This is a genomic window from Achromobacter sp. MUI-25009338 (assembly GCF_057359325.1).
In genome coordinates, this window is the sequence record NZ_CM170627.1 from 705,109 (window position 1) to 724,821 (window position 19,713).

At 69.2% G+C, this 19,713-nt stretch carries 17 protein-coding genes; 9 read left to right on the forward strand and 8 right to left on the reverse strand.

Annotation, left to right across the window (positions count from 1 at the left end):
* The first annotated feature begins 77 nt into the window (after positions 1 to 77).
* A complete protein-coding gene (locus AC1IQ6_RS03335; RefSeq protein WP_485865839.1) occupies positions 78 to 749 on the forward strand; it encodes an ankyrin repeat domain-containing protein in 672 nt (223 codons plus the stop codon).
* Between the two features lie 6 nt (positions 750 to 755).
* On the opposite strand, the gene prpF is transcribed toward AC1IQ6_RS03335, so the two are convergent.
* From prpF to AC1IQ6_RS03375, 8 genes are all read right to left on the reverse strand, one after another.
* Complete coding sequence (prpF, locus tag AC1IQ6_RS03340; RefSeq protein ID WP_485865840.1) at positions 756 to 1,940, reverse strand: 2-methylaconitate cis-trans isomerase PrpF; 1,185 nt, start codon at positions 1,938 to 1,940, stop codon at positions 756 to 758.
* Positions 1,941 to 2,008: 68 nt separating this feature from the next.
* Positions 2,009 to 4,627, reverse strand: coding sequence for a Fe/S-dependent 2-methylisocitrate dehydratase AcnD (gene acnD, locus AC1IQ6_RS03345; protein ID WP_102774111.1), 2,619 nt, complete (start codon positions 4,625 to 4,627; stop codon positions 2,009 to 2,011).
* A complete protein-coding gene (locus AC1IQ6_RS03350; RefSeq protein ID WP_102774110.1) occupies positions 4,624 to 5,334 on the reverse strand; it encodes a GntR family transcriptional regulator in 711 nt (236 codons plus the stop codon). The genes acnD and AC1IQ6_RS03350 overlap by 4 nt, the downstream gene beginning before the upstream one ends.
* A gap of 116 nt (positions 5,335 to 5,450) precedes the next feature.
* Positions 5,451 to 7,253, reverse strand: coding sequence for an NAD(P)/FAD-dependent oxidoreductase (locus tag AC1IQ6_RS03355; RefSeq protein WP_485865841.1), 1,803 nt, complete (start codon positions 7,251 to 7,253; stop codon positions 5,451 to 5,453).
* Positions 7,254 to 7,472: 219 nt separating this feature from the next.
* Positions 7,473 to 9,359: a sigma-54-dependent Fis family transcriptional regulator gene (locus tag AC1IQ6_RS03360; protein ID WP_111825898.1), complete on the reverse strand. Its 1,887-nt coding sequence runs from the start codon at positions 9,357 to 9,359 to the stop codon at positions 7,473 to 7,475.
* Positions 9,360 to 9,465: 106 nt separating this feature from the next.
* Positions 9,466 to 10,437: a Bug family tripartite tricarboxylate transporter substrate binding protein gene (locus AC1IQ6_RS03365; RefSeq protein WP_111825897.1), complete on the reverse strand. Its 972-nt coding sequence runs from the start codon at positions 10,435 to 10,437 to the stop codon at positions 9,466 to 9,468.
* 38 nt (positions 10,438 to 10,475) lie between these two features.
* On the reverse strand, positions 10,476 to 11,264 hold the full coding sequence (locus tag AC1IQ6_RS03370; protein ID WP_111825896.1) for an alpha/beta fold hydrolase: 789 nt from the start codon (positions 11,262 to 11,264) through the stop codon (positions 10,476 to 10,478).
* Complete coding sequence (locus tag AC1IQ6_RS03375) at positions 11,261 to 11,854, reverse strand: amino acid synthesis family protein (protein WP_102774105.1); 594 nt, start codon at positions 11,852 to 11,854, stop codon at positions 11,261 to 11,263. The genes AC1IQ6_RS03370 and AC1IQ6_RS03375 overlap by 4 nt, the downstream gene beginning before the upstream one ends.
* A 118-nt stretch (positions 11,855 to 11,972) precedes the next feature.
* On the opposite strand from AC1IQ6_RS03375, the gene AC1IQ6_RS03380 reads away from it, so the two are divergent.
* The 8 genes from AC1IQ6_RS03380 (at position 11,973) to AC1IQ6_RS03415 (ending at position 19,713) form a co-directional block, all read left to right on the forward strand.
* A complete protein-coding gene (locus AC1IQ6_RS03380) occupies positions 11,973 to 12,881 on the forward strand; it encodes a LysR family transcriptional regulator (RefSeq protein ID WP_485865842.1) in 909 nt (302 codons plus the stop codon).
* Positions 12,882 to 13,133: 252 nt separating this feature from the next.
* Complete coding sequence (locus AC1IQ6_RS03385; protein ID WP_102774103.1) at positions 13,134 to 13,991, forward strand: N-acyl homoserine lactonase family protein; 858 nt, start codon at positions 13,134 to 13,136, stop codon at positions 13,989 to 13,991.
* 7 nt (positions 13,992 to 13,998) lie between these two features.
* Positions 13,999 to 14,952 (forward strand): ABC transporter ATP-binding protein, encoded by a 954-nt coding sequence (locus AC1IQ6_RS03390; RefSeq protein WP_102774102.1) that lies wholly within the window; start codon positions 13,999 to 14,001, stop codon positions 14,950 to 14,952.
* Positions 14,949 to 15,662 carry an ABC transporter permease gene (locus tag AC1IQ6_RS03395; protein WP_485865843.1) on the forward strand — a complete coding sequence of 238 codons (714 nt, stop codon included), beginning with the start codon at positions 14,949 to 14,951 and terminating at the stop codon, positions 15,660 to 15,662. Before AC1IQ6_RS03390 ends, AC1IQ6_RS03395 begins: the two co-directional genes overlap by 4 nt.
* A complete protein-coding gene (locus AC1IQ6_RS03400) occupies positions 15,659 to 17,029 on the forward strand; it encodes a GldG family protein (RefSeq protein WP_485865844.1) in 1,371 nt (456 codons plus the stop codon). Before AC1IQ6_RS03395 ends, AC1IQ6_RS03400 begins: the two co-directional genes overlap by 4 nt.
* Positions 17,026 to 17,568: an electron transporter SenC gene (locus AC1IQ6_RS03405; protein WP_485865845.1), complete on the forward strand. Its 543-nt coding sequence runs from the start codon at positions 17,026 to 17,028 to the stop codon at positions 17,566 to 17,568. The genes AC1IQ6_RS03400 and AC1IQ6_RS03405 overlap by 4 nt, the downstream gene beginning before the upstream one ends.
* A 247-nt stretch (positions 17,569 to 17,815) precedes the next feature.
* The gene (locus AC1IQ6_RS03410; protein WP_102774098.1) at positions 17,816 to 18,721 is read left to right on the forward strand and encodes a branched-chain amino acid ABC transporter permease; all 906 of its coding nucleotides are present in this window, start codon (positions 17,816 to 17,818) and stop codon (positions 18,719 to 18,721) included.
* Positions 18,721 to 19,713 (forward strand): branched-chain amino acid ABC transporter permease, encoded by a 993-nt coding sequence (locus tag AC1IQ6_RS03415; protein ID WP_102774097.1) that lies wholly within the window; start codon positions 18,721 to 18,723, stop codon positions 19,711 to 19,713. The genes AC1IQ6_RS03410 and AC1IQ6_RS03415 overlap by 1 nt, the downstream gene beginning before the upstream one ends.

Here is a 19,713-nt window from a genome sequence, read left to right on the forward strand (position 1 = left end):
TTGGGTCAATTAATTTCATAATACCCGGACGCGACGCCATACTAGCGTCCTGGACCTTGAACCCGGGAGTATCGGATATGCGTGTTTTCGGAGCGTGCCGCATCTGGCTGGCGGCTTTTATGTTGAGCATGGGCGGCGGGGCCGCGGCGGCCGCGCCGGACGCGGCGCTGCTGGCCGCCGCGGGCGACGGCGACGCGGCCCGCGTCAAGGCGCTGCTGCAGCAGGGCGCCGCGCCGGAGGCGCGCGACGGTTCCGGCAATACGCCGCTCTTGCGCGCCACCCAGGGCAACCACGTCGAGGCCGCGCGCGCGCTGATCGACGCGGGCGCCGACGTCAATTCCAAGAATGCGATCCACGACAGCGCCTACCTGCTGGCCGGGGCGCGCGGCTACCGCGAGATCCTGGCGCTGACGCTGGCGCACGGCGCGGACCTGAAAAGCACCAACCGCTACGGCGGAACGGCGCTGATCCCGGCCTGCGAGCGCGGCCACGTCGAAGTGGTGGACATGCTGCTGGTCGCCGGCGTGGACGCCGACCACGTGAACAACCTGGGATGGACCGGCCTGCTGGAGGCCGTGATCCTGGGCGATGGCGGCCCGCGCCATCAGGCCATCGTCAAGCGCCTGATCGAGGCCGGCGCCGACGTCAATCTTGCCGACGGCAAGGGCGTGACGCCGCTTGCGCATGCGCGCCAGCGCGGCCAGGCCGAGATCGCGCGCATGCTGGAGGCGGCGGGCGCCCGGGGCTGACGCCCCTCAGAAGCCCTCGCGCGGCACGTGCACGCGGCCTTCCATCAGGGTGCGCGCGCTGCGGCTCATGATGGCCTTGGTGACCTTCCACTCGCCGTCGACCAGCTTGGCCTCGGCGCCCACGCGCAGCGTGCCCGACGGATGGCCGAAGCACACGTTGTCGCGCTCGCCGCCGCCGGCGGCCAGGTTGACCAGCGTGCCGGGCACGGCCGCGGCGGTGGCGATGGCCACCGACGCCGTGCCCATCATGGCGTGGTGCAGCTTGCCCATGGACAGCGCGCGCACCAGCACGTCGACGTCGCCGGCGCCGATCTGCTTGCCGCTGGACGACACGTAGGCGCGGGGCGGGGCGACGAAAGCGATCTTGGGCGTGTGCTGGCGGCCGGCGGCCTCTTCGAGCTTGCCGATCAGGCCCATGCGCAGCGCGCCGTGGGCGCGGATGGTCTCGAAGCGCGCAAGCGCGGCGGGGTCGCCATTGATGTCGTCCTGCAGTTCCGTGCCCTTGTAGCCCAGCGCCTCGGCGTCCAGGAAGATGGTGGGAATGCCGGAGTTGATCATGGTGGCCTTGAAGGTGCCGACGCCCGGCACTTCCAGGTCGTCCACCAGTTGCCCGGTGGGGAACATGGAGCCGCCGTCGCCTTCCTCGGCCGGGTCCATGAACTCCAGGCGCAGTTCGGCGGCCGGGAAGGTCACGCCGTCCAGTTCGAAGTCGCCGGTTTCCTGCACGGCGCCGTCGGTGATGGGCACGTGGGCGACGATGGTCTTGCCGATGTTGGCCTGCCAGATGCGTACCACGGCCACGCCGTTCTGCGGAATGCGGGCGGGATCGACCAGGCCGTTGGCGATGGCGAACGGGCCGACCGCGGCCGACAGGTTGCCGCAATTGCCGCTCCAGTCCACGAAGGGCTGGTCGATGGAGACCTGGCCGAACAGGTAGTCCACGTCATGGCCGGGACGGCTGCTCTTGCCGATGATGACGGTCTTGCTGGTGCTGGACGTGGCCGCGCCCATGCCGTCGATCTGCTTGCCGTACGGGTCGGGGCTGCCGATCACGCGCAGCAGCAGCGCGTCGCGCGCGGGGCCGGCCACGCGCGCCGATTCGGGCAGGTCGTCGAGTTTGAAGAACACGCCTTTGCTGGTGCCGCCACGCATGTAGGTGGCGGCAATCTTGGTCTGGGGAGCATGGGCCATGGGGCAGTCCTGAGATCTGGGATGGGGCAGGGCGAACGCCATCGGCGTTCGCCCGTCTGGGTGGAGGATCAGCCGGCTTTCTTGTCGGCGCCGGCGGCGGATTCGGCTTCCAGGAAGTCCTGGGCGAAGCGCTGCAGCACGCCGCCGGCCTCGTAGATCGACACTTCCTCGGCGGTGTCCAGGCGGCAGGTCACGGTGGCCTGCTCGGTGGAGCCGTCGCGGCGATGGATCACCAGCGTCAGGTCGGCGCGCGGCTTGCGCTCGCCGATGACGTCGTAGCTTTCGGTGCCGTCCAGGTTCAGCGTCTTGCGGTTGACGCCGGGCTTGAACTCCAGCGGCAGCACGCCCATGCCGATCAGATTGGTGCGGTGGATGCGCTCGAAGCCTTCGGCCACGATGGCCTCCACGCCGGCCAGGCGCACGCCCTTGGCGGCCCAGTCGCGCGACGAACCCTGGCCGTAGTCGGCGCCGGCCACGATGATGAGCGGCTGCTTGCGTTCCATGTAGGTCTCGATCGCTTCCCACATGCGCATGACCTTGCCCTCGGGCTCCACGCGCGCCAGCGAGCCCTGCTTCACCGTGCCGTCCTCGTTCTTCACCATTTCGTTGAAGAGCTTGGGATTGGCGAAGGTGGCGCGCTGCGCCGTCAGGTGGTCGCCGCGGTGGGTGGCGTAGGAGTTGAAGTCCTCTTCGGGCAGGCCCATCTTGTGCAGGTAGGCGCCGGCGGCGCTGTCGAGCAGGATGGCGTTGGACGGCGACAGGTGGTCGGTGGTGATGTTGTCGCCCAGCACGGCCAGCGGCAGCATGCCGCGCAGCGTGCGCTCGCCGGCCAGCGCGCCTTCCCAGTACGGCGGGCGGCGGATGTAGGTGCTCATCGGGCGCCAGTCGTACAGCGGGCTGACGGCGGCGCGGCGCTCGTCCTGGATGCCGAACATGGGCGCGTAGACCTTGCGGAAGTGCTCGGGCTTGACCGCGGACTTGACCACGGCGTCGATCTCTTCGTCGCTGGGCCAGATGTCCTTGAGGCGGATGTCGCGGCCGCTGGCGTCCTGGCCCAGCACGTCGCGCTCGATGTCGAAGCGGATGGTGCCGGCGATGGCGTAGGCCACGACCAGCGGCGGCGAAGCCAGGAAGGCCTGCTTGGCGTAGGGGTGGATGCGGCCGTCGAAGTTGCGGTTGCCCGACAGCACGGCGGTGGCATAAAGGTCGCGGTCGATGATTTCCTGCTGAATCTTGGGGTCCAGCGCGCCGGACATGCCGTTGCACGTGGTACAGGCGAAGGCCACCACGCCGAAGCCCAGCTTTTCCAGTTCGCCGGTCAGGCCGGCTTCGTCCAGGTACAGCGAAACCGCCTTGGAGCCGGGCGCCAGCGAGCTTTTCACCCAGGGCTTGCGGGTCAGGCCTGCACGGTTGGCGTTGCGCGCCAGCAGGCCGGCGGCGATCACGTTGCGCGGGTTGCTGGTGTTGGTGCAGCTGGTGATGGCGGCGATGATGACGGCGCCGTCCGGCATCAGGCCGGGCTGGTTCTCCACGACGCCGGAAATGCCGCGCTCGGCCAGGTCGGCCACCGGCAGGCGGCGATGCGGGTTGGACGGGCCGGCCAGCGTGCGCACCACGCTGGACAGGTCGAAGCGCAGCACGCGCTCGTATTCGGCGGTCTTGAGGCTGTCGGACCACAGGCCGGCGGTCTTGGCGTAGGTTTCCACCAGCGCGATCTGCTCGTCCTCGCGGCCGGTCAGGCGCAGGTAGTCGATGGTCTGCTGGTCGATCGAGAACATCGCCGCCGTGGCGCCGTATTCGGGCGCCATGTTGGAGATGGTGGCGCGATCGCCCAGCGTCAGGCTGGAGGCGCCTTCGCCGTAGAACTCGAGGTAGGCGCCCACCACTTTTTCCTTGCGCAGGAATTCGGTCAGCGTCAGCACGATGTCGGTGGCGGTGATGCCCGGCTGGGCGCGGCCGGTGAGTTCCACGCCGACGATGTCGGGCAGGCGCATCCAGGAGGCGCGGCCCAGCATTACGTTCTCGGCCTCCAGGCCGCCCACGCCGATGGCGATCACGCCCAGCGCGTCCACGTGCGGGGTATGGCTGTCGGTGCCCACCAGCGTGTCGGGGAAGGCCACGCCGTCCTGGGTGTAGATGACCGGCGACATGCGCTCCAGGTTGATCTGGTGCATGATGCCGTTGCCCGGCGGCACGACCTCGATGTTGCGGAAGGCCTGCTTGGTCCAGTCGATGAAATGGAAGCGGTCTTCGTTGCGGCGGTCCTCGACCGCGCGGTTCTTGGCGAAGGCGTCGGGATCGTCGCCGCCGTATTCCACGGCCAGCGAGTGGTCCACGATCAGCTGCACCGGCACCACCGGATTGACCTTGGCGGGGTCGCCGCCCTTTTCGGCGATGGCGTCGCGCAGGCCGGCCAGGTCCACCAGCGCGGTCTGGCCCAGGATGTCGTGGCAGACCACGCGCGCCGGGTACCACGGGAAGTCCAGGTCGCGGCGGCGTTCGATCAGCTGCTTGAGCGCGTCGGTCAGGAGCGCCGGGTCGCAGCGGCGCACCAGGTTCTCGGCCAGCACGCGCGACGTGTAGGGCAGGCGGTCATAGGCCCCGGGGGAAATCGCCTCGACGGCGGCGCGGGTGTCGAAGTAGTCCAGGCGGGTGCCGGCCAGGGGCTTGCGGTAGTTTTGGTTCATGCCTCGGTGCGCTGCAGGTTGCCCTGCGCGATCTGCTGTTCGATGTTGAGACGGGATGCGCGGATGTGGCGGCGCATCAGGATTTCAGCCAACTCGCCATCGCGGTCGGCGATGGCGTCAAGAATGCGGTGGTGTTCGGCATAGGCCTGCCGCGGGCGGTTGGGCGTGGTGGAGTACTGGATGCGGTACATGCGCGCGAGCTGATAGAGCTCGTCGCACAGCATCCGAAACAGCATCTGGTTGCCGCTGCCCTTGACGATGCGGTAGTGGAAATCGTAGTCGCCCTCCTGCTGGTAGTAGCCGAGGCCGGCCTGGAAGGCCTCGTCGCGCTCGTGCGCTTCGAGCACGCCGCGCAGCTCCGCGATCTCGGCCGGCGGCATGCGCTCGGCCGCCAGGCGGCAGGCCGTGCCTTCCAGCGATTCGCGGATTTCGTAGAGTTCGCAGAGTTCCTGCTGCGACAGCGACACCACGCGCGCGCCGGCGTGCGGCACGCGCACCAGCAGCCGCTGGCCTTCCAGCCGGTGCAGCGCCTCGCGCAGCGGCCCGCGGCTGACGCCGTGGATCCGCGCCAGCTCCGGCTCGGAGATCTTGCTGCCGGGGGCGATCTCGCCCTTGACGATGGCGGACTGGATCTGGCGGAAGATGTGTTCCGCCAGGGTCTCGCTATCGCCCGGGGCGGCGCCCGGCAGCGTCAGCACTTTGCTCATGTGTCGACAATTCTTCCGAATTTAATGAAAAAAAATCGGATTGGCGCGCCGTCAGGCGCAGGATTGTCAACAATTTACCCCGGCGTCGGGCAGGGCGCAAGCCGCCGGGGCCCCGCCTACTGCTTGTGGTGCACCTCCTGCAGGCCGTAGACCTGCACGGGAATGCCCGCCTGGCGCGCCTTCAGCTGCAGGGACAGGTACTGGGAGTAGTGGCGCGACTGGTGCAGGTTGCCGCCGTGGAACCACAGCGCCTCCTGCTGGGTGGGCTTCCACATGTTGCGCTGCTCGCCTTCCCAGGGGCCAGGGTCCTTGGTCGTGTCCGAGCCCAGCCCCCAGCACTTGCCGACCTTGTCCGCGACCTCGCGGCTGATCAGGTCGGCGGCCCAGCCGTTCATCGAGCCGTAGCCGGTGGCGTAGACCACCAGGTCGGCCGGCAGGCTCACGCCGTTCTTCAGCACCACGGCGTCGCGCGTCAGGTGGCTGACGTCGGTGCGCGACTGCAGCTTGATGCTGCCGTCGATGATCAGGTCGCAGGCGCCCACGTCGATGTAGTAGCCGGAGCCGCGCCGCAGGTACTTCATGAACAGGCCCGAGCCGTCGTCGCCCCAGTCCAGCATGAAGCCGGCGGCCTCCAGCTTGTTGTAGAACTCGGCGTCGCGCTCGCGCATCCGCTCATACAGCGGGATCTGGAACTGCGCCATGATCTTGTAGGGCAGGGACGCGAACGTCAGGTCGGCCTTGCGCGTGGTCATGCCATTGGCCAGCGCCTGCTCCGAATAAAGCGCGCCCAGGCCGATGTCCATCAGCGTGTCCGAACGCACGATGTGCGTGGACGAACGCTGCACCATCGTCACATGGGCGCCGGCTTCCCACAACGCCGCGCAGATATCGTGCGCGGAGTTGTTGGCGCCGATGACGACCACGTTCTTGCCGCGGTAGGCGTCGGGGCCGGGGTGGCGCGAGGAATGGTGCTGTTCGCCCCGGAACTCATCCTGTCCGGGAAAGCGCGGGATATTGGGCTTGCCGGACATGCCGGTGGCCAGCACCAGCTGCTTGGGCCGCAGCACCACGGGCTCGCCGTCGCGCAGCACGGTGACTTCCCATTCCTGTTTGTCCTCGTCATAGCGCGCCGACTGGCAGGTGCTGGACGTCCAGTAGTTGAGCTCCATGATCCTGGTGTACATCTCCAGCCAGTCGCCGATCTTGTCCTTGGGCGCGAAGATCGGCCAGTTCTCGGGGAAGGGGATGTAGGGCAGATGGTCGTACCAGACCGGGTCGTGCAGGCACAGCGACTTGTAGCGCTTTCTCCAGCTGTCGCCGGCGCGCTCGTTCTTCTCGATGATGAGGGTGGGCACGTCGAGCTGGCGCAGGCGCGCGCCCAGCGCGATGCCGCCCTGTCCGCCGCCGATGATGAGCACGTAGGGCTGGGTCCGGTAGCCGAGCTCGGCGGCCTCCTGCTCGCGCTTCTCCAGCCAGGTCTGGCGGGTCCGGCTGCTGCCGTGTTCGGCGCCCTTGGGCCGGCGCACGCCGCTGGGCTCTTCATGCCCCTTCAGCTCCGACATGGTGGTCAGCAGCGTCCAGATGCGGCCGTCGCGCACGCGGATGTGGCCATAGCCGCGGGCGCGGTTGGTCTCGATCTCGATCCAGCCCTGCAGCAGGCCGTCGTCGTCCGACACGGCCTCCTTCGGGTCCAGGTTGAACCGCACCGGCTCGACCTGTTCCAGCTGGTGCCGCAGCATGTCGCGGATCTGGTCGCGCCCCTCCAGGGTGCGCAGGTTCCAGGTGAACAGCACCAGGTCGCGCCAATAGCATTCGTCCTGGAACAGCGCGGCGACGGCATCGACGTCCTTGTTGCCCAGCGCGGTGTTCAGGCGTCCCAGCAGGGCCTCCAGGGCGGCGCCGGCTTGATCGGTCTGCATGTCTAGTCTCCTTGCCCGTGGCGGGCGATCGTTGTCTTGGCGGACCGGGGCGGTCCGTGGGCGGTTCCGGCCTGTGCCGGCCGGTGGCCGCCCACCGTAGACAAGCAATCGCCATGCCATATCGGCGCGCCGCGCGCGGCGCCCGGCGCGCGCGACAGGCGGGCGGGAAGGGGCGTGGCGGCGCGCCACAGCTGTGGCGCGCGGGTGTGGCGCCGCGCCTTAGTGGCGTGGGGACAGGCCGTAGCGCCGCATCTGGCGATGGACCGTGGAGCGGTCCACGCCCATGCGGCGGGCGGCCTCGGAGACGTTGCCGGCGCAGCGCGCCAGCATGGAACGCAGGGCAGCTTCGCCGGGGCTGGCGGCCGCCGCCACCGGCGCCAGCGCATCGGGCAGGTCGCCGGCTTCGATCACGCCGTTCTCGCACAGCGCGGCGGCCACCGCGATGGCGTTGGCCAGTTCGCGGATATTGCCGGGCCAGGCGTGCGACTTCAGCGCCATCAGCGCGGCCGGCGACAGCACGGGCGCGCCCGATTCGTCCTGGTGGCGCGCCAGCAGGCGTTCGATCAGCCACTCCAGGTCTTCGCGTTCGCGCAGCGGCGGGATGGTCAGCGTGGCCGCGTTGATGCGGTAATACAGGTCTTCGCGGAAACGGCCCTCGCGCACCAGCGCCGCCAGGTCGCGGTGCGAGGCCGACAGCAGGCTCAGGCGCACGGCGCGCGGCGCATTGGCGCCGATGGGCGTGACCTCGGATTCGGCCAGCACGCGCAGCAGGCGGCTTTGCAGGGCCAGCGGCATGTCGCCGATCTCGTCCAGGAACAGGGTGCCGCCGTCGGACTCCTCGATCAGGCCCTTGCGGCCCTTGGCCGCCGCGCCGGTGTAGGCGCCGGGCAGATAGCCGAACAGCTCGCTTTCGATCAGGGATTCGGGAATGGCCGCGCAGTTGACGGCGACGAAGCGGCCCGTGCGCCCGCTGCCGTCATGAATGGCGCGGGCCAGGTACTCCTTGCCCGCGCCGGTCTCGCCCTGCAGCAGAATGGGCAGGCGCTGCCTGGCCAGCTTGGCGGCGCGCGCCAGCATCGCGGCCATCCGGGCGTCGCCGCCGTCCAGCCCGCCGAGGGCGGCCGGCGCGCCGCGCACGGCGACGGCGGCGGCGCGCGCGCGCCGGTTGGGCTCGATGGCGTGCGCGAACAGCGCGTTGCCGTCGCGCGCGACGATCAGGCGGTCCTGCGGGGCGTGGGCGCGGGTGTAGCGGGGCAGGTCGTCGAGCTGCACGTCGAAGAAGCGGGTGACGGGCTGGCCGATGAGGCCGGCGGGGTTGCGCCAGTCCAGGCCGGCGGCGCGCGCCAGCAGCTTGGCGCCCGTGTGCGTCATGCCCAGGATGCGGCCGGACCCGTCCAGCGAGACGGCGGCCTCGGGGTCCACGTCCAGGAACTCGGGCGACCGCGCGAAGCGCAGCACCCACTCGCTGCTGGTGCGCGCCATCAGGTTGGCCATCTCGATGCGCCGCGCGGTGCCGGTGACCAGATGCAGCGCCAGGTTCTGGCTGGCCTTCAGCACGGGGGAACTGAGCAGCGAGATGTCCAGCACCGCGGCCAGCTCGCCGTCGGCGCTGTAGATCGGGGCGGCGGTGCAGGACAGCGGCGTGTGGGTGTTGTCGAAATGGTCGGTCTGATGGATGGTGAGCGCTTCGCCGCTTTCCAGGCAGGCGCCCACGGCGCAGGTGCCGGCGCGCCGCTCCGACCACTCCGACCCCAGATAGAGGCCGGCCTTGCGCAATTGCGCCGTCTGCTGGGCGTCGCCGAGGAACTCCACGGTGACGCCCTGCCGGTCGGCCAGCAGCAGCACATAGTTCTGTCCGGCGACCTGGCGGAACAGGTGGTCCAGGCCGGAGCGCGCGATGGCGATCAGCGCCTCGGATTGCTGGCGATGCTCGCGCAGCCGCCCATCGGGCACGATATAGGCCTCGCAGGCGTGCGCGGGATCGAGCCGGTACTGGTCCAGGCAGCGCAGCCAGCTGCTGACCACGTGCGCGTCGCGCTGCGTGGGGCGGCCAAGGCCGACCTGTTCGATCTCGCGGATATGGGCGAAGTGCTGGGAACTAGGCATGTCGTCTCCATGGAGCGCCCGATCTGCGTCGAGTAGCCGGACAGCATGCACAGAGGACGACACGCCTGTAAATGCTGGTTATCCAGCATCGGGCGCGGCGCGGGCGCTACAGGTCGACCTTGACCTTGCCCGCCTGCACCAGCCTGGCCACGTCGCGGATTTCCGCCAGCAGCGCCTGCTGCAGCTGTGCCGGCGTGCCGCCGGTGGGCTGGAAGCCCTGTTCGGCCAGCTTGGCGCGCACCGTCTCCGTCTGCAGCGCGCGGTTGACGCCCTGGTTGAGCGCGGCGACGGCGGCCTCCGGCGTGCCCGCGGCGCAATACGTGCCGAACTGGATCTGCGCGGAGAAGCCGGGGTAGCCGCTTTCGGCCACCGTGGGGATGTCCGGATACTTGGGCAGGCGTTCCGGGCTGGTCACGGCCAGCACGCGCAGGCGTCCGCCCTGCAGGTACGGCTCGACCGCCGCCACCGTGGCCACCACCAGCTGTATCTGTCCGCCCAGCAGGTCCGTCATCATCGGTCCGGTGCCGCGATACGGCACGTGCAGCAGCTCGACGCCGCAGGCCGCCTGCAGCAGTTCGGTCGCCAGATGCTGGGGCGTGGCGTTGCCGGGCGTGCCGAACGTCAGGCCCTTGGGTTCGCGCTTGGCCTGGGCCACCAGTTCGGCCAGCGTCTTGGCCGGCACGTCGGCGTTGACCGCCACCATGTAGGGCGAACGCGCGATCGGGCAGACCGGCGTGAGCTGCTTGAGCACGTCCTCGGGCGGCCGGGCGTAGTAGCGCACCGAAGGCACCAGGCCGGCGAACAGCAGCACGCTGCCGTCCTTGGCGCCGTTGGCGGTGTAGTCGGCGCCCAGCATGCCGCTGGCGCCGGGCTTGTTCTCGACCACCACGGGGCGGTCCATCGCGCCTTCCATCGCCGCGGCGACGACCCGGCCCAGCACGTCCGTGCCGCCGCCCGGCGGGAACGGCACGACCACGCGCAGCGGCGCCGCGCGCGCGCCGGCGGACCGGCCCGCCATGACGCCGGCCGGCGCCAGGGCCAGCGCCGCCAGGTTCTTCAAGAGGGATCTGCGATTCATGTCGTATGTCTCCGCGTATGTCTCTGTTCTTATGCCGTTCAGGCGCAGTGCCGGGTTTCGCCCTGGGCCAGGAAAAAGCGCTGCAGGGCCGCCGCCACCACCGCCGGTTCCTCCACCGGCAGCATATGCCGCTGGCCGGCCACCACCCGGGCCTGGCCGCAAGGCAGCGCGGCGGCCAGCTCGCGCGTCATGCGCGGCGTGGACCCGACGTCCTCCTCGCCGGTCATCGCCAGCGCGGGGCAGGCGATGCCGGGCGCGGCCTGCGCCAGGATCGGATCGCCCAGCGCAAACACGCGGTAGGCGGCCAGAAAGCTCGCGCGGTCGTTGCGCAGCAGGCGCTGCCCGATGCTGGCGACCCGTTCCGGCCGCCGCGCCTGGAAGTCCGGCGTGAACCAGCGCGCCAGCGATACCTGGGCCGCCGCCGCGGGGTCCTGCGTCGCGGCCGCTTCCAGCCGCGCCAGCACGGCGCGCGCTTCATCGGGGCTGCGCCGGAACACCGTGCTCAGCAGCGTCAGGCGCCGCACCCGCTGCGGCCGCGCGGCGGCATAAGCCCCCGCGATCAGGCCGCCCATGGAATAGCCCAGCACGTTGGCGTTCTGCCAGCCGGCGCGGTCCAGCTCGGCGTCGAGCTGGGCGATGTAGTCCTGCACCGTTATGGTCTCGTCCACGGCGGGGGCGTTGCCATGGCCCAGCAGGTCGTAGCGCAGCACCTCGAAATCCGGCTCCAGCAGCGGCGCCAGGTCGTCCCACAACGTGTGGTCCAGGCCAACGCCATGCAGCAGCACCAGCGGCTCGCCGCGGCCGCTGCGGCTATAGTGCGCGCTCATTTCGCCTGGGCCTCGCGCTCGAGTTCCTGCATGTCCGAATAACGGTTGCCGATGCGATGGTGCGGACGGCCCGAAGTGGCCGCGCCCAGCGCGACCACGATCTCGTCCGGCGCGGGCGCGTCGTTGATCGTGGTCTGCACCGTCAGATAGTGCGAGCGCAAGCCCTCGTCCTGCTTGTGCATCAAGGGCACGGAAATCACGCAGCCCGGGCCGCCGCGCATATTGGTGAAGCTCAGGTAGCTGGTGCCGCCCACCGCGTTGCGGTAGGCGTTGCCGAAGCGCAGCGTGTGGATCAGCGCCGACGCGTGCTCGATTTCGCCGGCCGTGCCCACCACGGCGGCCTTGCCGTAGGCCTCGACCTGGTCGGCCGACCCGGCCTGCCGCAGGATTTCCCCGACCAGCAGCTCGCCCAGCGGCGGCGCGGCCGCCAGGATCTGCGGGCGCAGGTCTTCCTGGAACGGAAGGCCCGCCCACGGATTGCGGATCACGGCGGCGGCCACGATCATCACCAGCGGACGCTCGGCCGCGCGGCCTCCTTCGATCAGGGTTTTCTCGACATAACTGACTACTTTGCGCACTTGCAGGGACATACCGCGGCTCCACGACCTATTGGATGAATGATGGGCCATTGTTGGACGCCCGACGCGGTTTTGACAATCCAAATTAACGTAAGTTAATTTCGGAAAATCTGAATTTGCATGGTGCCTCATGCCGCAGCCCCTCAAGATCCAGCACCTGCGCCAGTTCCTGCTCGCGGCCGACCACGGCAGCTTCCGCCTGGCGGCCGAAGGCACCTTCCGCTCGCAGGCCGCCGTCTCGGCGGCCATGCAGGACCTGGAACAGCAGCTGGGCGCGCCGCTCTTCGAACCCGGCAAGCGCGCGCAGCTCACCCCGCTGGGCGCGGCGGTCGCGCCGCTGTTTCGCGAACTGCTGTCCACCCACGACCGGGTGCTGGACGCCGCGCGCCAGCTCAGTCTGGGCAGCCAGGGGCCGGTGTCGCTGGCCGTCATGCCTTCGCTGGCCGACGAATGGCTGCCTCGGCTGCTGGAACGCTATGCGCGCGGCCACCCCGCGATCCGCATCCGCGCCATCGACGAGCCCTCGCAGGACGTGCACCGGCTGGTGCTGAACGGCGAAGTGCAGGTCGGCGTGGCGGGGCAGGTGCCGCGCACCGCCGAAGTCGCCTTCGCGCCGGTGGCGCGCGACGCCTTCGGCCTGGTCTGCCGCAAGAGCCACCCGCTGGCGCGCCGGCGCGGCCCGGTGCCCTGGTCCGCGCTGGCCGGCGAACGCCTGATCGGCAACGCCACCTTCGACACCTTGCGCAACCGGCAACTGGGCGGCGCCATCGAAGACCCGTTCATGGTGGTGTCCAACCGCGCCTCGCTGCTGGCCAGCGTGGTCAGCGGACTGGGCGTGACCGTGCTGCCGGTGCTGGCGCGCCCCGCGGTCAGCACCGGCCTGGCCTTCGTGCCGCTGGCCGAACCCACCGTGGAGCGCATCGTCGGCGTCCTGACCCGCAAGGAAGAGACGCTGCTGCCGTCGGTGGCGGCCCTGCATGAACTGGCGTTGCGGTCGCTGGCGCAGTTCACGCGGCGCAAGGGGGCTGGGTTGGTTTGATGCGGGCGGCGGACGCCCATGGGCGTAACCCTGGCATTAGGGATTCCCCGGCGCTTTGCGTGGAATGAAACCCAGCTTAAGCAATTCTGAATTGGCATTCCGGGGGGCTTGGGTCAGAGTGGCGCCGACAGTCCCGCACACAGAAGAAAACCTGCCCATTGCACGCCGGCGGCGAACCGGGGGACACCGGACGCCGCCCGTCCGGCCGCGGCCGTCCGGCTGTGGCCTTCATGTTGGTTCGAGGAGACAACCATGAGCAAGCGTTGGAAAGCGCTGTTGGGCGCGGTAGCGATCACGGCGGGAGGGTGGGTCCAGGCGGCCGACGCGCCGCCGGACATCAAATTGATGCAACTGTCGGTCGGCAAGATCGAGCTGGATAAGGGCTTCATGACCGCTATGGTGGACGTGGGCACCAAGATCAAGATTCCCGTGCCGGCCTATGTGATCCAGCATCCGCGCGGACTGGTGCTGTTCGATACCGGCATGAACCAGGCCACGGCCGACGGCAACTGCGCCAACTATTGGGGACAGGGCCTGTGCGGCGCGTTCAACTCCATCCAGGGGCGCGACGAGGTCATCGACCGCCAGTTGAAGGCGGCCGGCTTCGACGCCAGCGACGTGAAGTACGTGGTCTATTCGCACTTCCACCTGGATCACGCGGGCAACATCAAGATGTTCCCCAAGGCGCGCCACGTGGTGCAGAAGGCCGAGCTGCGCGCCGCCTGGTGGCCGGAGAAATTCCAGCGGGCCGCCTATGTCATGAAGGACTTCGATACCACGCGCGACTACGACTTCATCCAGGTCGAGGGCGACTTCGACCTGTTCGGCGACGGCAGCATTGTGCTGCTCGACACCAAGGGGCACACCCAGGGTCACCAGTCGCTGCAGGTCAAGCTGAAGAACACCGGCACGGTGCTGCTGGCGGCCGACGCCATCTACACGGGCGAGAACGAGGCGGGCGTGATTCCGGGCATCACCTGGAACACGGCCGCCTCCATGCAGGCCATCGATCGTCTCAAGCAGATTCGCGACGCCACTCAGGGGCAGCTCTGGTACAGCCACGACGCGCAGCAGCACGCGCAAAACGCCAAAACCAAGGTCTTCGACTGAGGACGCCATGCGGCCGGTCATCGCCCTGCACGAGGTGAGCAAGTCGTTCGGCCCGCGCCAGGTTCTGCATGCGCTGAGCCTGTCGGTGGCGCCGGGCGAGATCGTGGGCCTGCTGGGACCGAACGGCAGCGGCAAGACCACTACCCTGCGTTTGATGGCCGGCTTTTACGCGCCGGACAGCGGCCGCATCTCCATTTGCGGACGCCAGCCGGCCGCCGGGCGCGGCAATGCCGACATCGGCTACCTGCCCGAGCGCGCGCCGCTGTACGACGCGCTGACGGTGACCCAGTACCTGGAATTCATTGCCGCGGTGAAGGTCGAGGGCGGTGCGCCCGCCCGGCGCCGGGCGATCGAAGAGGCCATCGACGGCTTCGGCCTGCAGGCGCAGGCCCGCACGCTGGTCGGCCGGCTATCGAAGGGGCAACGCCAGCGTGTGGGTCTGGCGCAGGCCGTACTCAACAATCCCCCGGTGCTGTTGCTGGACGAGGCCACCAACGGGCTGGATCCGGTGCAGATCGTCGAGGCGCGGGCGATGATTCGGCGTTGCGCCCAAGGCCGCGCCGTGGTGTTCAGCAGCCATCTCATGCAGGAGGTGGAAGCCTTGTGCACGCGCATCGCCATTTTGCGCGAAGGCCGGCTGGTGGAAGACGCCGCGCTGGGTGCGGCGCCGGCGGCCCTGCAGCTGAGCCTGGCGCTGCCGCAGGCACGGCATGCGGCGCTTCACGCGGCCTTACGCGCTTGCCCGGGCGTGCGCGGCGTCGACGCCGAACCGGTGGACGACATGCACAGCAAGTGGCGCATCGGCTGGGACGCCGGCGCGGGTTCGACCTGCGACGCGGTGCTGCGCATCGTGCTGGCGCATGGCGAGCTGCGCGCCGTGCTGTCCATGCACGACGCGGTCGAGGCCCGGCTGCTGTCGGCGTTGGCGTCCAACGACACTTCGTTGCGCAGGCGCGCATGAGAGGATTCTTCGCCCTGTACCGCAAGGAACTGCGCGGCGATTTCGGCTCGCCGGTGGCGCTGGCCGTGGTGGCGGTGTTCTGGGGCCTGTCGGGCTACCTGTTCAGCTTCAATCTGTTCTTCGTCAGCACCGGGCAGATGGTGACCGCTTTTCACAATATGACCATTCTGCTTATCCTGGTGATGCCGCTGGTCAGCATGCGCACCTTCGCCGAAGAGGCGCGGCAGGGCACGTTGGAATTGCTGCTGACCCTGCCGCTGTCGGACGCCACGCTGGTGGCGGCCAAGTACGCGGCCGGGCTGACCATGCTGGCGCTGATGCTGGCGGGCACCGCGTCGGCGGTGCTGCCGCTGGCCTGGTACGGACAGCCGGACTATGGCCCCATCGCCGGCGGCTACATCGGCGTGTTTCTGTATGGCGCGCTGTTCCTGGCCATCGGCATCGCCGTGTCCAGCGCCTGCGCCAATCAGATCGTGGCGGCCAGCGCCACGTGGGGCATTCTGGTGCTGCTGTGGTTCATCGACTACCCCGCGGCGCTGGACGCGTTTCCGGCGCTGTCGCCGTTCTTCCAGGCTTTGTCGCTGTCGGCGCAGCACGTGGACTTCATCCGCGGCGTGCTGCCCGGCCCGGCAACACTCATGCTCGCAAGCCTGACGCTGCTGGCACTCATGGCTGCGGCCGCCAATCTGAAACGCTGGAGGCTGCGATGATGCGTCGCGCCGTCCGGCGGCTGGCGCTATGGTTGCCGTTCATGGCGGTGGCGGCGCTGCTGCTGGCGCTGAATCTGTGGGCGGCGCGCCACCTGGGGCGTGTCGATCTGACTGCCCAGCGGCTGTATAGCCTGGCGCCGGAGAGCCTGGAGGTGGCGCGCCGGATCGACGAGCCGGTCGAGGTGACCTGGTTCTACGACCTGCGCAACAAAAGCATGGTCGACGCGCTGGAGCTGCTGCGCCAGTACCAGCGCGCCAATCCGCTGATCCAGGTGCGCGGGGTGGACCCCGCGCTGCGCCCGGCCGAGGCGCGCGAGGCGGGCATCCAGTTCGCCGGAAGCGCTGTGCTGGCCTCGGGCGAGCGGCGCATGACGATCAACGGTGGCACCGAGACCGATTTCACCAACGCGCTGATCCGCATCGGCCAGCAGGGCGCCCAGACCGTCTGCTTCACGCAAGGTCATCGCGAAGCCGCGCTGGACAGCCTGAGCTCGCTGGACGACCTGGAAGAGCACGATGGCGACGAGAACCTGGTTGCCCGCGTCGAGGTACACGAGCAACATGGCATGGCCTTGGCCCGCAACGCGCTGCGGACCCTGGGCTTCGCCACCCGCGCGGTCAACGCCGGCGGCCTGACCGCGGCGCTGCCGCACTGCTCGGTGGTGGTGGCCGCAGGCCCGCGCGCGCCATTCGGCGCGGACGACGCGCGGGCGCTGCGCGACTGGACCCTGGCTGGCGGCAAGACCCTGCTGCTGCTGGAACCGGACGCGCCGCACGGCCTGGACGCCTTGCTAGGCGACTTCGGCATCGCGCGCCCGGGCGGCGCGCTGGCCGATCCCGCCAGCCACTACCGCAACGATCCCGGGAGCCCGGCCGTCAGCGACTACACCCGCCACAAGATGACCCGTGGACTGCCGCTGAGTTTCTTCCCCGGCGCCGCCGGCCTGGAGCCGGCGGGAGACAGCCTGCCGCGCGGCGTAGCGGTGACGCCGCTGGCGCAGACCAGCGCCCAGGCGTTGCTGCCCGGACGGCCCGCTGCGCGCTATGCGCTGATGGTGCTGGCCACGCGCAGTGCGCAGACCGGCGCCGAAGACGGCGTGGCCCGGCCCTCGCTGCTGGTGGCCGGCGACAGCGACTTCGCCACCAACCGGCACTTCGCCACGCTGGGAAATGGCGCGCTGTTCGCCAATGCCGTCTCGCTGCTGGCCGGCGAGGACGCGCTGCTGACGCTACGCCCGCGTCATTATGAAAGCCGGCGCGTGGAGCTGACCAATCGCCAGATGCGCACGGTTTTCTGGACCAGTACGGTCGCCTTGCCCCTGATGGCGTTCATGGTCGGCTTGGTGCTGTGGTGGAGGCGCCGATGAACGCCGCGCGCGCCGGCTGGTCGCTGCTGCTGGCGGCGGGCATCGGCCTGTCGCTATGGCAATGGCGCGAAGCGTCCACGGAAACTGCGCGCCATGCAGGCCATACCCATCTGCACGACGACTCCGGCAAGCCGGCGCGGCTTTATGCCTGGGACGCGGCCAGCGCCGCGCAGGTGGTGCTGGCCACGTCAGAAGCCAGCTTGCGGCTGCGCCGCGGCGCCGAAGGCTGGAGCGCCGAGCCGCCCGACGCGGGCCGCGGATTCGACGCCGCCGCGTTCGTGGCGCTGCTGTCGCAGGCGCGCAGTGATCGCGTGCTTAGGCCGCAGTCCGACCAGCCCTACGGACTGGCGCCGCCGCGGCTGCGCATCGAGGTTTTCGACGCGGCCGGCGCCGCGCTGGCCCGACTGCACGTGGGCGCGCTTGCGCCGGATGGACTAGGCCGTTATGTGCAGATACCCGGCGAATCGCAGATCCGCATCATCCCCGCCTACCAGACGCGCGCGCCATTGGCTGCGATGGCGGTGGACGTCGCGCCTTGATGCGCTGCATCTCTATCGCGCGCGAAACCCGGCTTGCACAAAGATAAATAGTCGGCGCAAAAGGGCGTACCTATACTTCGATCCCATTAACAGACCGGTTCCGCGCGGCTCCACACTGCCGGCGGCGCACGTCGGATAAGTGCCCGGCCATCCCTCGCGCAACATGTCGCGGGCGGACGCGGCGGGGTTGATAACGAGACATGGGCGCGCGGGCGCTGCGGGTGCCCAGCGCAATGGGAGAACGCGCTTGACCTTGGATCTACTGCCTCTGGCCCTGGTGGACGGCGTGGCCTACGCCAGTCTGCTGTTCCTGGTATCAATGGGGTTAACCCTGGTGTTCGGCGTGATGGGCATTCTGAACGTCGCCCACGGCGCGTTCTATGCCTTCGGCGGCTACGCGGCCGCCAGCTTCGTGATGTTCCTGGCGCCCAGGACGGACTCCCCCGTGCTGCTGTTTGCCGCGCTCTTCGTGGCCGCGGTCGTGATCGGGCTGGCGCTGGGCAGCGTCATGGAATTCCTGCTGATCCGCCGCGCGCAGAACTACGATCCCATCCTGAAACTGCTGCTGACCTTCGGCGGCTTTCTCATGCTGGAGGACATCCAGCGCATGCTGTGGGGTGCGCAGCCTTATAGCGCCAGTGAGGTCGTCAACCGGCTGGGCAACATCGAGATCGGCGAGATCACCTACACCACTTACCAGCTCGTGGTGGTGCCGGTGACGGCGCTACTGGCCTACGTGTGTCTGGAGTTCTTCCTGCGCCACACCAAACTGGGCAAGCAGACGGTCGCCACCACGCACAACCGCGAGGTCGCCACTTCGCTGGGCATCAACGCCAAGAAGATCGGCTACGTCACCTTCGTCATCGCGACCATGCTGGGCGCGCTGGGCGGCGCCATGGCTGCGCCCACGACCTCGCTGGTGCCGGGCGCGGGCACCGACATGACGGTGCTTTCGTTCGCGGTGGTGGCCACCGCGGGGCTGGGCCAGATCACCGGCGCGCTGATCGCCTCGCTGCTGATCGGCGTGATCCGCGCCATCGCCGTGTACGCGGCGCCCGAGCTGGAAGTGGCGGTGCCCTACATCATCATGGTGCTGGTGCTGATCATCCGTCCGCACGGCCTGTTCACCGTGGCCCAGGCGAGGACGATCTGATGAAAGTGCCCGTACTCAGCCTGCTGGCCGCGCTGGCCACCCTGTTGCTCGGCTACGCCTATTCCTGGACCATCACGCCCATCGTCATCGGGCTGACCTACGCCATTGCCGCGCTGGGCGTGTCGGTCATGGCCCGCGCCGGGCAGGTCTCCTTCGGCCACGCGATGTACGCCTGCATCTCGGCCTACACCGTGGCCTTTCTGGCCCGCGCCGTGCCGGGCGCCGACGCGCTGGTGCTCATCCTGGCCGGCGTGCTGGCCAGTTTCCTCGCGGCGGTGGTGATCGGCCTGTTCGTGGTGCGCTACCGCGGCATCTTCTTCGGCATGCTCAACCTGGCGCTGAGCATGGTGCTGTTCGCGCTGTTGGGCAAGCTCTACACGCTGACCGGCGGTTCCGATGGGCTGCGCATCGTGCGCCCGGCGCTGGCCGGCATGGTCATGGAACGCGACGATTTCGAACGCGCGCTGCTGGTGCTGACGCTGGTGCTGTCGCTGGCGCTGGCCTGGTGGGTGCAGCGCTACTTTCGTTCCGGCAGCGGCCAGGCCCTTTCGGCCATCAAGACCAACGAGACGCGCCTCGAATACCTGGGCTTTTCCGCCTACCTGATCATGTGGAAAGGCTACCTGCTGTCGGCCGTGGTGGTGGGCTTTTCCGGCGCAATCCTGGCGCTGATGCAGGGCCTGGTCACGCCGGAGATCGGATCGTGGCTGCGCTCGGGCGAGTTCGTGTTCATCACCATCCTGGGCGGCGCCGGCCACGCTGCGGGCGCATTCCTGGGCGCGGTGGGATTCGAAACCGTCAAGCTGGCCTCGGCGGCCTATTTTCCGGGGCTGTGGCAGTTCCTGCTGGGCCTGACGCTGATCCTGGTGATCTTTATTTTCCCCACCGGCTTTGTCGGCCAGATCATGAAGCGCGCAGCGGCGCAAAAGCGCGAGCAGAGCAGGGCGCAGGCCCGCGATCAGTCCACCGTCCGCATCCCGGTGAGGAACTGA